15 protein-coding genes are annotated in these 13,765 nt (G+C 63.6%); 7 read left to right on the top strand and 8 right to left on the bottom strand.

Features of this window, described 5'->3' with window-relative positions; translation table 11 throughout:
- Window positions 1-8: 8 nt before the first annotated feature.
- Window positions 9-599, top strand: a complete 591-nt coding sequence (locus CQ015_RS15450) for a pyroglutamyl-peptidase I (protein ID WP_181148306.1) — start codon at window positions 9-11, stop codon at window positions 597-599.
- A gap of 26 nt (window positions 600-625) precedes the next feature.
- Window positions 626-1,270 carry a YitT family protein gene (locus CQ015_RS15445; RefSeq protein ID WP_105650563.1) on the top strand — a complete coding sequence of 215 codons (645 nt, stop codon included), beginning with the start codon at window positions 626-628 and terminating at the stop codon, window positions 1,268-1,270.
- Here CQ015_RS15445 and CQ015_RS15440 read toward each other — a convergent pair.
- Complete coding sequence (locus tag CQ015_RS15440; RefSeq protein ID WP_105650562.1) at window positions 1,244-2,461, bottom strand: amidohydrolase; 1,218 nt, start codon at window positions 2,459-2,461, stop codon at window positions 1,244-1,246. The genes CQ015_RS15445 and CQ015_RS15440 overlap by 27 nt on opposite strands.
- Window positions 2,462-2,708: 247 nt before the next feature.
- On the opposite strand from CQ015_RS15440, the gene CQ015_RS15435 reads away from it, so the two are divergent.
- Entirely contained in the window at window positions 2,709-3,311 is a 603-nt protein-coding gene (locus CQ015_RS15435) for a hypothetical protein (protein WP_096282973.1), read from the top strand.
- A 49-nt stretch (window positions 3,312-3,360) separates the two neighbouring features.
- Window positions 3,361-4,812 carry an HNH endonuclease gene (locus tag CQ015_RS15430; protein WP_105650561.1) on the top strand — a complete coding sequence of 484 codons (1,452 nt, stop codon included), beginning with the start codon at window positions 3,361-3,363 and terminating at the stop codon, window positions 4,810-4,812.
- A gap of 31 nt (window positions 4,813-4,843) precedes the next feature.
- On the opposite strand, the gene CQ015_RS15425 is transcribed toward CQ015_RS15430, so the two are convergent.
- Complete coding sequence (locus CQ015_RS15425) at window positions 4,844-5,674, bottom strand: HAD family hydrolase (RefSeq protein ID WP_096282971.1); 831 nt, start codon at window positions 5,672-5,674, stop codon at window positions 4,844-4,846.
- 111 nt (window positions 5,675-5,785) lie between these two features.
- Window positions 5,786-7,063: a serine--tRNA ligase gene (gene serS / locus CQ015_RS15420; protein WP_105650560.1), complete on the bottom strand. Its 1,278-nt coding sequence runs from the start codon at window positions 7,061-7,063 to the stop codon at window positions 5,786-5,788.
- Between the two features lie 53 nt (window positions 7,064-7,116).
- Here serS and CQ015_RS15415 point away from each other — a divergent pair, with 53 nt between their 5' ends.
- Entirely contained in the window at window positions 7,117-8,148 is a 1,032-nt protein-coding gene (locus tag CQ015_RS15415) for a diacylglycerol kinase family protein (protein ID WP_258141579.1), read from the top strand.
- Here CQ015_RS15415 and pheA read toward each other — a convergent pair.
- Both pheA and CQ015_RS15405 read right to left on the bottom strand, forming a co-directional pair.
- Window positions 8,145-9,068, bottom strand: coding sequence for a prephenate dehydratase (gene pheA, locus CQ015_RS15410; RefSeq protein ID WP_105554095.1), 924 nt, complete (start codon window positions 9,066-9,068; stop codon window positions 8,145-8,147). The genes CQ015_RS15415 and pheA overlap by 4 nt on opposite strands.
- The gene (locus tag CQ015_RS15405) at window positions 9,065-9,391 is read right to left on the bottom strand and encodes a rhodanese-like domain-containing protein (protein ID WP_096282967.1); all 327 of its coding nucleotides are present in this window, start codon (window positions 9,389-9,391) and stop codon (window positions 9,065-9,067) included. The genes pheA and CQ015_RS15405 overlap by 4 nt, the downstream gene beginning before the upstream one ends.
- Window positions 9,392-9,458: 67 nt before the next feature.
- On the opposite strand from CQ015_RS15405, the gene CQ015_RS15400 reads away from it, so the two are divergent.
- Both CQ015_RS15400 and CQ015_RS15395 read left to right on the top strand, forming a co-directional pair.
- Window positions 9,459-10,805 carry an amidase gene (locus CQ015_RS15400; RefSeq protein ID WP_105650558.1) on the top strand — a complete coding sequence of 449 codons (1,347 nt, stop codon included), beginning with the start codon at window positions 9,459-9,461 and terminating at the stop codon, window positions 10,803-10,805.
- A gap of 94 nt (window positions 10,806-10,899) precedes the next feature.
- Window positions 10,900-12,357, top strand: coding sequence for a peptide MFS transporter (locus CQ015_RS15395; protein ID WP_096282965.1), 1,458 nt, complete (start codon window positions 10,900-10,902; stop codon window positions 12,355-12,357).
- A gap of 51 nt (window positions 12,358-12,408) precedes the next feature.
- On the opposite strand, the gene CQ015_RS15390 is transcribed toward CQ015_RS15395, so the two are convergent.
- The 3 genes from CQ015_RS15390 to CQ015_RS15380 all read right to left on the bottom strand — a co-directional run bounded on the left by CQ015_RS15390 (window position 12,409) and on the right by CQ015_RS15380 (window position 13,763).
- The gene (locus CQ015_RS15390) at window positions 12,409-12,630 is read right to left on the bottom strand and encodes a helix-turn-helix transcriptional regulator (RefSeq protein WP_096282964.1); all 222 of its coding nucleotides are present in this window, start codon (window positions 12,628-12,630) and stop codon (window positions 12,409-12,411) included.
- Window positions 12,617-13,366 (bottom strand): hypothetical protein, encoded by a 750-nt coding sequence (locus tag CQ015_RS15385; protein ID WP_105650557.1) that lies wholly within the window; start codon window positions 13,364-13,366, stop codon window positions 12,617-12,619. Before CQ015_RS15385 ends, CQ015_RS15390 begins: the two co-directional genes overlap by 14 nt.
- Before the next feature lie 73 nt (window positions 13,367-13,439).
- Window positions 13,440-13,763, bottom strand: coding sequence for a DUF4190 domain-containing protein (locus tag CQ015_RS15380; RefSeq protein ID WP_105554094.1), 324 nt, complete (start codon window positions 13,761-13,763; stop codon window positions 13,440-13,442).
- Between the last annotated feature and the right edge of the window lie 2 nt (window positions 13,764-13,765).

The raw sequence follows: 13,765 nt of genomic DNA, 5'->3' as shown, positions 1-13,765 counted from the left end.
GGCAACCCATGCGCATCCTGGTCACCGGCTTTGAGCCCTTCGGAACCGACACCCACAACGCCAGCGCCGAGATCGTGCGCCGGCTGCCGGCCACGGCCGGCGAACACCAGATCGTGACCGGACTCCTGCCGGTGTCCTTCTCCCGCGCATTCCCGACCCTGGGCGAGTTACTTCGCACACACCAGCCCGACGCGCTGGTGCTGCTCGGCGAGGCCGGCGGACGCACCGAGATCAATCTGGAGCGCTGGGCGGTCAACGAGAACAATGCGCGCATCGCCGATAACGACGGCCACCAACCGGCCGGCGAGCGCATTGCCCCCAACGGTGCACACCGCCGCGAAGCAACGCTGGAAACACCTAGTCAACTTCGGGTCAGCGAGGATGCCGGCAGGTTCTTGTGCAACCATATCGCCTACCACGCCTACGGTTTGGGGATCCCGGCGCAATTTATCCACGTCCCCGCATGGCGCCCCGGCAACGCGCGGGCGCTGGTTGGCGCGGAGACCGATGACGCCGCCGGGCAGCGCAGCGCTCTGGGCCTGGCGGAGCTGGTCGAGTCGCTCACCGAGTACTTGTTGGGCCTCCGCTTTCGCGGCTAGGCCCGGCACTGGCTACCGTTGAGCCTATGAGCTTGACGAACCTATCCCCGCGCCAGCAGTTTGCCGCCGGCCGGGTCCCGCTGCGCCTGGCGAACCTGTTCGGCGGGCTGCTGCTCTTCGCGTTGGCGATGGCGCTGATGGTGCGCGCCGATCTGGGCGTGGACCCGTGGAACGTCTTCCACCTGGGCATCACCCACCACGTACCGCTGTCCTTGGGCACCGTGGTGATCCTCGTGGGCGTTCTGATGCTGCTGACCTGGATCCCGATGAAGCAGTGGCCGGGGATCGGCACCGTGGCCAATGTCTTTGTCATCGGCCTGGCCCTGGACCTCTTTCTGCTCATCCTTCCGCAGGTCTCCGGGCTGGGCTGGCAGATCCTCACGCTGCTCGGCGCGATCGCAATCAACGGGCTGGGCGGTGCGATGTACATCGGCAGCCACTTCGGCGCCGGGCCGCGCGACGGGTTGATGACCGGGCTGCACCTGCGCACCGGGTTGAGCATCCGGCTGGTGCGCACCAGCATCGAGCTGCTGGTGCTGGGCATCGGCTGGCTGCTCGGCGGCCCGGTGGGCCTGGGCACGGTGGCCTATGCGCTGCTCATCGGTCCCGCCACGCAGTTCTTCTTCCGCTTCACCATCATCAAGCTAGGCGCCACCGGCGCGCGGATCTGAGGCCAGTTCGCCCAGCGCCGCGATGACCATGGCTTCCACGCCGCGGGCCAGGGTCGGCTCGATCAGCGGGGCGAAATGCGGCGAATGGTTCGCCGCCGCCTTGCCTTCCGCGTAGGCCTGCGGGTCCATTCCGCCGAGCAGCCAGTAGCTGTAGGGCACGCCGAACGCGTCGGGGATCCGGCTGAAGTCCTCCGAGGCGCTCTGCCGGCTGGCGTTGCCCACGTGGCCGAAATACGCTTCGAAGGCCGCGCTCACCCGCGCGGTGACCGCCTCGTCGTTGGCGGTCAGCGGGAACTGGTCGTAGTACTCGAACTCGGGTTCCACCGGGGAGCCGGCCGCCGCGCACTCCCCGCGGACGATCCGCTCCACCGCGGCGATCAGCGTTTCGCGCACCGCGTTGTCGTAGCTGCGCAGGTTCAGCAGCAGCGTTGCCTTGTCCGCGATGATATTGGACTTCGTGCCCACCTGCACCGAGCCGATGGTCAGCACCGCGAATTCGCCGGGCTGCACCTCGCGGGAGACCACCGACTGCAGGCGCAGCACGATCGCCGCGGCCAGCACCACCGGGTCAACCGACAGCTGCGGCATCGAACCGTGTGCCCCCTGGCCGTGCACGGTGATGCGGATCGAGTCCCCGGCCGAAAGCACCGGACCGGCGATGGTCTGCAGCGTCCCGGCCGGCTGCGCCATCACATGCTGGGCGAAGGCCACATCGGGGGCGGGGATCTTGTCCGCCAACCCGTCGGCGAGCATCGCCGCGGAGCCCTGCGCGGTCTCCTCGGCCGGCTGGAAGAGCGCAAGGTACGTGCCGGCCCACTGTTCGCGGTGGTCGGCCAGCAGCTTCGCGGCGCCCAGCAGGGCCGCGACGTGCACATCGTGCCCGCAGGCGTGCATCACCCCGTCATTTTCCGAGGCGTAGTCCAGCCCGGTGGCCTCGCGCACCGGCAGTGCATCCATCTCCGCGCGGGCCAGCACGGTGCGCCCGGGGCCGTTGTCCAGCACGCCGACCACCCCGGTGCCGCCCACCCGATGCACCCGGTAGCCGAACTCTTCCAGCTTGCGGACCACCAGCGCCGAGGTGCGGGTTTCCTCCAGGCTCAATTCCGGATGCCGATGCAGGTCACGATAGGTCTCATGGATCCATTCCAGTTCCGGGTCGAGTTCGGCCAATACCTTGCGTGCGGCGTCCATGGGGCTCCCTTTCAGCAGACAAGACCCAATATATGCCCCGCGGCGACCCTGCGGAAAGCATATGTCGCGCTCCCCGGTTGCACTGCAAAACCACCAACTCAAGCAATGCTTGAACCATGTACTCCGATTCGGCTCGTCCCGTCGAGGTCAAGCACTACAAGGTCCACGTGGCCGGCGGCCAGCGCCTCGCGATCGTCATTTTCGCCGGTTGCACGACAAAACCACCGGCTCAGGCAATACTTGAATCATGTTTGTCCTTGCGCTCAGCCCGAAGCCGCGCTCCGTCACCGACGTGCAGGCGGCCGCCGAACTCCTCTGGGACCAACTAGAGCACGTGCACGCCCATGCACCGTTCATGGCGCTCAGCGGCCAGCTCTTGCTTGGAGTGCCGCATGACGCACAGTCGGCTATCGACGCGATCATGCGTTGCGCCCGGTTGAATTTCTGCCACATCGGCCTAGGGATAGGCACGCTCTATGAGCCGGTCCCGGACCAAGCCGACCTCATTGAGGGCATCGCCCAGCGCCGCGCCCTGGGTGCGCTGGAGGCCGCCACGCACCGCGGGGAACGCGTGCCGATCAGCGTCTCCTGCGGCGATCCGGACCTGGACCTCGAGCTCGAAGGCCTGCTGCGCCTGCTCGGCCATTCGGTGCGCACCCGCACCGAGGCCGAATGGGCGGTGGTCGACCTGCTGACCCCCGGTGTGCGCGGCCAGCAGAAGGCCATCGCCGAGGTCCTGGACATCACCCCGCAGGCGGTCTCCGCCGCGATCGTGCGCTCCGGCTACCACGATGAGATCGACGCCCGTGGTGGCATCGCAAGGCTGCTGGAGCTCGCCGATCAGCATTAAAACCACTATATTCGAAGACATTTTCGAACTAATGCGGTAGAATTATAGTATGTCCGAAGCAATGGTGCGACGACATCGCCCACCAACACCGGCGCTGCATCAGGATCTCGAATCGCTGATGGGTCGGCTGCAGAGCAAACTGGCGTGGATCGAAGAACACGGCAGCGAAGCGGAATGCGCCCAAGCCATTGAGGAACTCGAAGAGCTCATCTCCAGCTACCGCTATCACCAGGCGGCCCTCTCGCACCAAGTCGAAAAGGAAGTTGTGCGCCAGCATGAGTTCCAGGGAACCTGCTCCGCCGATCTCACCCGGGGAGCGGCCAGTACGATCGCCTTGGCCCGGAAGCAGTCACCCAACGGATACCGCAGTTATCTGGTCAACTGCCGGATCTTGGCCGAAGATACCCCCTACCTCGCAGAGTGCTTCTCTCGCGGCGAACTCACCGAAGCCCAAGTCCTGGCGGTTCTTACGCCCCTGCAAGAGGTCAAAGCCGAACGCCGGACCGAATTCGACGCCACCTTCCGTGACAACCCGGACATGTTCGAGTCCCAAGGCCCCAAACAGCTCACCGACACGGTGCAACGCTTCACCTTGGCCCATGCCTCAGATGATCAGTGCCGGAAAATGAAGCAAGCGGACACCAAACGCCATGTCCGCTTCTCCAAAGGAAAGAACTGCGTACGCATCAGCGGCACCTTGCCCGTCGTCGCCGGCACAGCACTGCAAATGCATCTGCGCCAAGAGTCATTCCGTCTGAAGAAACAAGGCGATCTGCGTACCAGGGAGCAGATCAAAGCCGACCTGCTCTGCACCTACTTGCTGGCCGGCCGGCCGGAGAAGTTGCCGTTGCAACTGCACGTCGGGCTGATCATGACCGATAAGACCCTCCTCCTCGGCGAACGCGAACCGGCCTATATGGAAGGCTACGGATACGTTCCGCCGCAATACGCGCGGGAACTAATCGCCGGAAATTCCATTGGCAATGAGCAGAGTTTCGCCGAAATGGAATCCGCCAAAGCTCAGGAGCATCTGGATCGCCTAGAGACCCTGGTCGACGTGACGCGACTCTACACCGCCCCAGGGGACGGGGAATTGATCGCAATGGACTCCAAGGCCCGCGCCTTCCCCGAAAAGCTTCGCCGCTTCGTGAGGATTCGAGACCGGCACTGCCGCACCCCATTCTGCGATGGGCTGGTCGAAGAGACCGACCACGTACTTCAGCATCACCTAGGCGGCCCTACGGATAGCGACAATGCGGCAGGGCGCTGCCCGACCTGCAATAAGGCCAAAGAAAAACCCGGTTGGCTTGAAGTCGTAGCGCTCAAGGGACCGCACACCATGCGAGTGAACCCGGGCTCCTCGATGATGTATCTATCGACGGCCCCGCCGGCGACCGGATACCTGCACAAACCATTTCCGCAACTACTGCGTGATTCAAAATGGGTGCGAGGCGTCAAGCTCCGGCTGATAAATCAGGAATCCAGCGGTCCCGGACCATAGCCCACGCTCCGTAGGCAGTGCTTACTCCCAGCTAGCGCTGCAACAGCCGTTCTAGAACGATCGCCAAACCATCTTCGTCCACCGAAGCGGTTACCTCGTCTGCGACGATTTTGACCTCGTCGGGGGCTTGGCCCATCGCGACCCCGAGGCCGGCCCACTGGAGCATCTCAATGTCGTTACGACCATCGCCCACAGCGATTGATTGAGCCGATTCGAACTTCAGCTCGGTGCGCAACCGCTCAAGCCCACTGGCCTTGGTGACACCCTCGGCGGCGATATCCAACCATGCGGTCCAACCCACCGAGTAGGTGACGCCGGAAAGGCCCAGACCGTGCACGGCCTGGCCGAAGTCTTCGGCCGTCGCATCGGTGGAGAAGACCACCACGCGGACAGCCCTGCTGCGTAGCAATTCGTCAAAGTCAACGACCTTGGATTCGGCACCAAAACTCGCATCGGTAAAAACATCGCTGGACAAGAATTCACCGCGTTCATTCTCCACCGCATATTTCGCGTTCGGCAGCTGACGCATCAACGCCGCCAGTGCGAGCGACGGGTCAAAGACCTCGCGGTGCAGTACTTCTACCTTCTCGCCCTGCACGCGGGCGAGCACGCCACCGTTGCTGGCCACGACAAAGCCGTGGTCGATGCCTAGCTCGCTCATAATAGGCAGTGCCGCACCGAGCGAACGCCCGGTGGAGATCACGACCTCATGCCCGGCGGACACCACCGCGCGGGCAACGTCGCGCACCCGGGCGCTCATCAAACCTTGGTGATTGACGATCGTCCCGTCGACATCCAGGCAAATCATCAACTTTTCGTTCTGCAGCCGGTCGTCGTTGCCGGTCTTAGTCAAAATAGTCATGATTCAAGTGAACCACCGCTGCGTGGATATTGCGATGATCCACGGCACAATGGCAGGTGAACTGCGGATTAAAAGACAATCGACCGGCCTTTGCGGGGCCGGTCGATTAGCTTACTTCAGGACTTCAAGCCCACCCAGGTAGGGTTGCAGCGCCTTAGGCACGTTGACCGTGCCATCCGCGTTCTGGTGGTTTTCCAGAATCGCAACGATCCAACGGGTCGTGGCGAGTGTGCCGTTCAGGGTGGCTACCGCGCGGGTCTTGCCAGGCTTGCCGTCGACGATCTCGCGTTCGCGGATATTCAACCGGCGGGACTGGAAGGTCGTGCAGTTCGAGGTCGAGGTCAGCTCGCGGAAGGTCTCCTGCGATGGCACCCAAGCCTCGCAGTCAAACTTACGCGCCGCACTCATCCCCAGATCCCCGGCGGCGGTGTCGATGACACGGTATGGAAGCTCCATGCGCTTGAGCATTTCCTCCTCCATCGCCAGCAGACGCTCGTGTTCCGCCTCGGCCTGGTCAACCGTGGTGTAAATGAACATTTCGAGCTTATTGAACTGGTGCACGCGGATGATGCCACGGGTGTCCTTGCCCGCGGAACCGGCCTCGCGGCGGTAACAAGTCGACCAGCCGGCGTAGCGAATCGAGCCTTCGGTCAGGTCCATGATCTCGTTGGCATGGTAACCGGCCAGCGCGACCTCTGAAGTGCCGACCAGATACAGGTCGTCACGTTCCAGCTTGTAGATCTCATCGTCGTGTTCGACGTCGAAGCCGGTACCCTGCATGGTTTCCGGGCGGACTAGGGTCGGGGTGATCATTGGAATGAATTCGCGTTCGACCGCGAGCTCCAGCGCCATGTTCATCATCGCGATTTCCAGGCGCGCGCCGATGCCCTTCAGGAAGTAGAAGCGTGATCCGGAGACCTTCGCACCGCGTTCCATGTCGATCGCGCCGAGCTTCTCGGCGATCTGCAGATGGTCCAGCGGTTCGAAGCCTTCGGCGGCGAAGTCGCGCGGGGTGCCGACGGTCTTCACCAGGGCGAAGTCGTCTTCACCGCCGGCTGGGATACCGTCGATGATCAGGTTTGGGATGGAGCGCTGCAAGGAGGTGCAGGTAGCGGCCGCTTCGTCGGAGGAAGCCTGGGCAGCCTTGACGGCCACCGCAAGCTCCTTGACCTCCGCAAGCAGTGCTGCACGTTCCTCGCCCTTGGCGGCGCCAACCTTCTTGGAGAACGCATTCTGCTCTGCGCGCAGGCGTTCGTAGGTGGCTATGGTTTCGCGACGCGCCGAGTCAGCCTCAATCAGCTGGTCAATCAGCGCTTCGTCGGCACCGCGCGCGCGTTGCGAGGCGCGGTACTTATCCGGATTATCGGTGAGCATTTTCAGGTCGATCACATCTTAAGCGTAGCAATCTTGAGTACGATGAGAGCACTATGCAGAGAAACCGCGTGATCTTATTATCCGTAGCCGGTGCCGCAGCTGTGCTCGCGGCCGTAACCGGGTATTCCGTGCGTAAGCTTTCTCAGGACGGGAAACCGATGAGCCAGCACCCTTCGGCGAAGGAGCAATCCGAGTCGAAGAAGGTTGGGCTGGTCATCAATCCATCCAAGTCAGGTGCCGACGAAGCGCGTGATGCGGTGGCCCACGTGTGTGCCGAGGCCGGCCTCGAAGAGCCGCTGGTTTTCGAAACGACACCGGAGAACGCGGGTCAAGAAGCCGCCCAAAATGCGCTCGATGCCGGATGCGACACAATTATTGCCGCCGGTGGCGACGGCACGATTCGCGCCGTCGCAGAAGTACTCGAAGGCACCGAAACGACTCTCGGGTTGCTGCCGCTGGGCACCGGCAACCTGCTGGCCCGAAACGTCGAGGTGCCGCTCGACGACCTGCACACCGCGGCGCTGGTCGCCGTGCGCGGCATGGTGCGACGCATCGACGTGGGCCATATGAAGCTGAAACTGCTGGATGGCAGCAGCGCGGACCACGCGTTCTTGGTGATCGCCGGGGTGGGTACCGACGCGGACCTGTTCGACGACACCGACGAGGAGCTGAAATCCAAGGTCGGCTGGCTTGCCTACTCGGAGGCCGGGCTGCGCCAGCTGCCCGGGCGGCGCAAAAAGGTCGAGATCAAGCTCTCCAACGACGACGCCTGGCAGACCCGTAAGGTCCGCTCGGTGCTCTTCGCCAACTGCGGCAAGCTGCAGGGCGTGGACTTTGTCCCGGATGCGAAGATCGACGACGGGGTGCTCGACGCGGTGGTGCTCTCGCCGCGTTCGGCCGCCGGGTGGGGCTGGATCCTGTTGAAGACCGCATTCCGCTCGCGCAACAAGATCCCGGTGATGAGCTTCTACCAGAGCACCGACATCTCATTGCGCTGCGTGGAACCGATGAACACGCAGATCGACGGGGATCCAACCGGCCAGGTCAACGAGCTGCAGGTCTCGGTCAACCCGTCCTCGCTGCGCATTCGCACGCCCTAGAGGCGGGCCTTCAGCTTGAGCACCCAGTCCCGGGCATCGCTGAACGCACCGTCTGAATTGTGCGTGTCGATGAACGGGCGGGTGCCCTGCGCCGCCGGGTAGGACCCCAAGAAGCGCAGCTCCGGGCAGAGCCGGTGCAACCCGGCAAGGGCCGCGGAGACGCGCTCTTCGGCGATGTGCCCCTCGACGTCGACGGAGAAGAAGTAGCGCCCCAGGCCCGCGCCGGTGGGGCGGGATTCGATGCGCGAGAGGTTGACCCCGCGCGCGGTGAATTGCTCCAGAATTCCCATCAACGCGCCCGGCCGGTCCTCGGAAAGCGGCAGAATCAGCGTCGACTTATCCACACCCGTCGGCGCCGGGATCGCCCCCGGCGAGGTGACCAGGATAAAACGGGTGACCGCCCCGGCGTTGTCTTCCACGCCACGCACCAGCACCTTCAGGCCGCGCGCCTCGGCAACCAGCGGTGAGCAGATCGCCGCGTCGTGGTGCTGCTCCGGGTCCAGCAGTCCCAGCGCGCCGGCGGCCGTGGAAGCAGCCGGGGTGAAAACCGCGGCCGGGATATTCGCTTCGGCCCACAACCGGCATTGCGCCCAAGCGTGCCCGTGCGTGGAAATTTCGCGGATCTGCTCCAGCGCGCCGATATTCGCCCGGACCGCCAGCACGAAGCTGATCGGCACCAGCACCTCGGCGACGATCTGCAGGGATTCTCCGGCGGCGATGGCGTCCAGGGTGGCCGACACGCCGCCCTCCACCGAGTTCTCGATCGGCACCATCGCGGCGTCGGCACTGCCCTCGCGGACCATCGCCAATGCGCTATTAACGCTGCTGGCCGGAATGCGCTCGGAATCGAGCGCCCCGGGAACCTGCAAAAGTGCCGCCTCGGTGAAAGTTCCGGCAGGGCCTAAATAGGCGTATTTCATCGAACGGTGGGTTCCTGACCGTTATCCGCTTCCATCGGGAGCTTGGCTTCGAGCCACGCGTCCGAGCCACCGGCGATGTTGAACGCCGTGTAGCCCAGGCCGGTCAGCCAGGCCGCCGCCTGCGCCGAGCGTCCACCGGTGCGGCAGATGACGTAGGTGTCAACATCCGGGTCCAGCTCTTCCACGCGGGTCGGCAGCTCGCCGAGCACGATGTGCTTGGCTCCAACGGCGCGGCCGGCCTCCCACTCGAAGTCCTCGCGCACGTCGAGAATCAACGCGTCCTTCGGTACGTCGGTGACCTGAACAGTCTCAAAGTCGCTCATGGTTGGCATTCCTCTCTGGTTGGGTGTTTGCTTATAAGACTAGTCATTCCCCGCCTCGAAAGCAGATATGAAGACGAGATCCGCCCTGAAATTGCGTGATGAGCTGGCCAGTGGAGAGCGTTCCAGCCGCGAGGTGACCGAACACTATCTGCGTCGCATCGATGAGCTCGACTCGCTTGGCGCATTTGTGTACGTGTCTCCCGACGCGATGGATGCGGCGGCGGCGGCCGATGAGAAGCAGGTGCGCGGGCAGATCGGCCGGTTGCACGGGCTGCCTTCGGCATTCAAGGACCTGAACGAGGTGGCCGGCATGCCCACCACCTACGGATCCGCCGCTATGGAGCACCAGCTCGCGACGGCGGATCACCCGCTGGTCGCGCGGTTGCGCTCCGAGGGCGTGGTGATCACCGGCAAGACGCAGGTTCCGGAATTCGGACTGAGCAGCTACTCGGAAAATCTCGTCGCTCCGCCCTCGCGCAATCCCCTGGATCCGCGGCTGACCTCAGGGGGTTCCTCCGGCGGCCAGGCGGCGGCGGTCGCCGCCGGGATGATTCCCGTAGGCCCGGGCTCCGATGGCGGCGGGTCGGTGCGGATCCCCGCCGCAGCCTGCGGCCTGGTGGGGCTCAAGCCCTCGCTGGGCCGGGTGCCCAGCGACGTGGTCGACGGCTACCTGGACGCGTTCGGCGCACCGAAGATGACGGTTTCCGGACCGTTGGCCCACGATGCCTTGGATGCGGCGATGCTGCTCGATGCGATGCGCGGCAGCGACCACTTTCTGCCGCTGCTGCGCGGCAGCTACCCCGAAAGGCTCAAGGGGTTGCGCATCGGCTACAGCACCCTCTCCCCCTTCGAAAGCGCCTACCCGATCACCCTGCAGGCGCCCGCGCGCGAGGCCTTCGAACGCGCCAAGCGGCTGCTGGAGGCCAGGCACCGGGTGGAACCGGCGGATCTTCACTACGCGGGCGACTACCCGGAAACCTTCGCCCGGGTGTGGACCAATGGATTGCGCAATATTCCGGTCGACGATGAGAGCCTGCTCGGCGAGTTGGCCAGAGACTTCCGCCGGCGCTCCACCGCGCGCAGCCTCGAGGTGAGCCTGCAGGCGGCATCCCGGCTGAAGCAGATCGCTGCGGATTTTGTGCGACAATGGTCCGCCCATGACGTGATCCTCACCCCGGCGATGGCTTCGACTCCGCCGGAGATTGGCTATTTCACCCGCAAGGATGCGGATACCGACTATATGCTGCAGTGCCAGTACACCCCCTATACCTCGATGGTGAACGTCTCCTCGGTCGCCGCAATCACGGTTCCGATCACGAATTCGAGCTCCGGAATGCCGATGAGCGTCCAGCTGATCTCGCCGCGCGCCGATGAGGGACTGCTTTTGGCGTTGGCCAAACAATTGGGCAAGTGAGCCGGGAAATTTACCGTTACCAGCAGTATGGGTAACATGTGAAATAGATCGCAAAAGTGGGCACTTGCCCAAGGAAAAGCGAAAAATGTTACGCATGTCTACTGTTACTTCGAGCACCCCGGGTACCAATAAAACTTTCTTTGGCCATCCGCGTGCGCTCGCAAACCTCTTTAGTGTCGAAATGTGGGAGCGCTTCTCCTTCTACGGCATGCAGGCTCTGCTGGCCTACTACATGTACTACTCGGTCACCGATGGTGGCCTGGGCATGGATCAAAGCTTGGCGCTGTCGCTCGTCGGCGCCTACGGCGGCGCCGTCTACCTGTCCACAATTCTTGGCGCCTGGCTCTCGGACCGCCTCTTCGGCTCCGAACGGGTGCTGTTCTTCTCGGCGATCGGCATTATGGCCGGCCACGTCGCCCTGGCGCTGCTGCCGGGCTACCTTGGACTGACCTTGGGCCTGATCCTGGTGGCCGTCGGCTCCGGCGGATTGAAGGCCAACGCGGTGGCCTTGGTCGGTTCGCTGTACTCCAAGGAAGACTCGCGCATCGACGCGGGCTTCTCGCTGTTCTACATGGGCGTGAACATCGGCGGTCTGCTCGGCCCGCTGCTGACCGGCCTGCTGCACCAGAAGCTCGGCTTCCATTACGGTTTTGGCGCCGCGGCCGTCGGCATGGCCCTCGGACTGATTATCTACACCAAGGGGCGCAAGAACCTCCCGGACACCGCGGGGCAGGTGGCCAACCCGCTGCCGGCCAACGAGCGCAAGCGCTACGCGGGCATCTTCGCGGGGATCTTGGCGGTGATCGTGCTCGTCTTCGCGCTGAAGATCGTCACCCCGGCAAACCTTGCAAGCACCATCGCCTACGTGGTGATCGCCGCCAGCGTGGTGTACTTCGTATTGATCCTGCGCAGCAAGAAGGTCAGCGCCGTCGAACGCAAGCACGTCTGGGCGTTCATCCCGTTCTACATCGGCTCGGCGGCCTTCTGGGCGCTGTTCCAGCAGCAGTTCACCTTCATCGCGGCCTACTCCGATAGCCGCTTGGATCGCACCCTGGGCGGCTGGGAGATGCCGGCGAGCTGGGTGCAGTCGATCAACCCGGTATTCATCATCTTGCTAGCCAGCGTGTTCGCCGCCATGTGGACCAAGCTGGGCAAGCGCCAGCCGCGCACCTCGGTGAAATTCGGCCTGGCTCTGGTCGTCGTGGGTGCCGCGTTCTTGTGCTTCATCCCGCTCGAATCCCTGGAGATGACTCCGCTGCTTGCGATGGTCGGCATCCTGTTGCTGTGCACCATCGCCGAGCTGCTGCTCTCCCCGATCGGGCAGGCGGTTGCCACCAAGCTGGCTCCGGCGGCGTTCGGGACGCAGATGATCGCGCTGTTCTTCCTCTCGGTATCCCTGGGCACCACGCTTTCGGGCGTGCTGGCAGGCTACTATGTTGCGGGCAACGAAATCCCGTACTTCCTCGCGATGGGCGGCACCGCCATCGTGCTGGGCGTGGCAATGATCGCGGCCACCCCGGCGCTGAAGAAGCTCATGGGCTCGGTGCTCTAAGCTCCGAATTTTTGGCAGGCCTCCGCATCCATGCGGGGGCCTGCCTTCGTTTTAAGCCAAGACCAGCAGTTCGCCGATCTCGCAGTCGAGCGCTTGGCAGATCGCGACGAGAGTGGAGTAGCGGATCGCCTTCGCTCGGTCATTCTTGAGAATCGATAGATTCACCACCGAGACATCGACGAGCTCACTGAGCCGTGCGAGGGTCATCCCTCGCTCCGCGAGCAAGTCACCAAGCCTGCAATGCACGCTGCCCATGGGCCTACACCAGCCCATCTGTATCTGCTTGGAGACGCTGGTTCTGCGTAGTCAGCGTCAGGCCAACGGTGACGAGCTCGGCGACCACCAGAATGCCCAGAGCCAAGAACAGCGCACCGAATTCGAAGTAGATCGCGAAGGTCGGTTCGGGCCAGGGGGTGGCGGCGCTAAATTCTTGAGCCGCGCTGGTGAATCCGTCGATCCGCAGGGTTTCTTCACCGGCAAGGCTACTGCCAAAGCCATTCAAGAATTGCCCGAGGGTATTGCCCAGGGCAAGGATCGCCGCTACTAGCCAGCCGGCGCGGCGCAACCGCGGGGTAAACGCCACCCCGGCGCGAAGCCGGTTGCATAACAGGATCACCGCGAGAATCACCGCGCAGCCGGCCAGCCCCTCGAAGATGGCCCCGGAGGCGAGCAGCAGGCGGACACCCAGGCTCAGGTTGCTCGCGGTCACCAGCACTTCGTTGATTTCCGCGGCGACAGCTTCGCCGTGTTCCGGAGTCACGTCCGTGACGTTTGGGTATTCCGGCCAATATGGCACCACCGGAACCAAGACTTCAACCGGGCCGCCGAAGATCAAGACGGCAGCTGACGCGATCGTGGTTACCCCGACTCCGACAAGTCCGATGATCGCTACGATGCGGGTGAAAGCAACAACCGAGGGCCCACGCTTCGAGCCGAAAACCACGATGAGCAGCAGGGCGAGAGCCCCAATAGCGAGGACTGCTGCGAGTCCGAAGGCTGAGCCCAACATGGCCGATCCTATCGATAGTCGTTAACAACGAATATCGTTATGCTAACTCGGAAGCTTGATGAATACCAGCGGCCTAGGCGAACTCGCTCAGGCCCGAATAGTCGACTTCGTAGTTCTCGATCACCCCGACGGAGAAAACAACCAACCAGATGATGAACGCATAAAGCAATACCGCGATCACCAGGCCGACCCACGAGGTAATCAAGCCGGCCAAACTCAGCCCGCGGCTTGACGGTTCACGGCGCTGGGCCAGATGGCCGGTGATTACCCCGGCCAAGGGAACTAGGATGATTATGCAGAAGCCGAGCATCGAGAGGATGCCCAGCACGAGCGAAGCCGTCGAAAGCCCTGCGGGCTCTCGCGGTTGCTGATACGGATTATTCGGATAGTAAGTCATCG

The sequence above is a fragment of the Arthrobacter sp. MYb221 genome (genome assembly GCF_002979835.1).
Taxonomy (GTDB): Bacteria; Actinomycetota; Actinomycetes; order Actinomycetales; family Micrococcaceae; genus Glutamicibacter.
This window is presented reverse-complemented; position numbering and strand designations above follow the sequence as displayed.

Excerpts from the sequence above, each read along its gene's own strand:
- CQ015_RS15450 (WP_181148306.1), top strand. The coding sequence starts at position 9 with ATGCGCATCCTGGTCACCGGCTTTGAGCCCTTCGGAACCGACACCCAC.
- CQ015_RS15445 (WP_105650563.1), top strand. The coding sequence starts at position 626 with ATGAGCTTGACGAACCTATCCCCGCGCCAGCAGTTTGCCGCCGGCCGG.
- CQ015_RS15440 (WP_105650562.1), bottom strand. The coding sequence starts at position 2,461 with ATGGACGCCGCACGCAAGGTATTGGCCGAACTCGACCCGGAACTGGAA.
- CQ015_RS15435 (WP_096282973.1), top strand. The coding sequence starts at position 2,709 with ATGTTTGTCCTTGCGCTCAGCCCGAAGCCGCGCTCCGTCACCGACGTG.
- CQ015_RS15430 (WP_105650561.1), top strand. The coding sequence starts at position 3,361 with ATGTCCGAAGCAATGGTGCGACGACATCGCCCACCAACACCGGCGCTG.
- CQ015_RS15425 (WP_096282971.1), bottom strand. The coding sequence starts at position 5,674 with ATGACTATTTTGACTAAGACCGGCAACGACGACCGGCTGCAGAACGAA.
- pheA (WP_105554095.1), bottom strand. The coding sequence starts at position 9,068 with ATGAAATACGCCTATTTAGGCCCTGCCGGAACTTTCACCGAGGCGGCA.
- CQ015_RS15405 (WP_096282967.1), bottom strand. The coding sequence starts at position 9,391 with ATGAGCGACTTTGAGACTGTTCAGGTCACCGACGTACCGAAGGACGCG.
- CQ015_RS15400 (WP_105650558.1), top strand. The coding sequence starts at position 9,459 with ATGAAGACGAGATCCGCCCTGAAATTGCGTGATGAGCTGGCCAGTGGA.
- CQ015_RS15395 (WP_096282965.1), top strand. The coding sequence starts at position 10,900 with ATGTCTACTGTTACTTCGAGCACCCCGGGTACCAATAAAACTTTCTTT.
- CQ015_RS15390 (WP_096282964.1), bottom strand. The coding sequence starts at position 12,630 with ATGGGCTGGTGTAGGCCCATGGGCAGCGTGCATTGCAGGCTTGGTGAC.
- CQ015_RS15385 (WP_105650557.1), bottom strand. The coding sequence starts at position 13,366 with ATGTTGGGCTCAGCCTTCGGACTCGCAGCAGTCCTCGCTATTGGGGCT.
- CQ015_RS15380 (WP_105554094.1), bottom strand. The coding sequence starts at position 13,763 with ATGACTTACTATCCGAATAATCCGTATCAGCAACCGCGAGAGCCCGCA.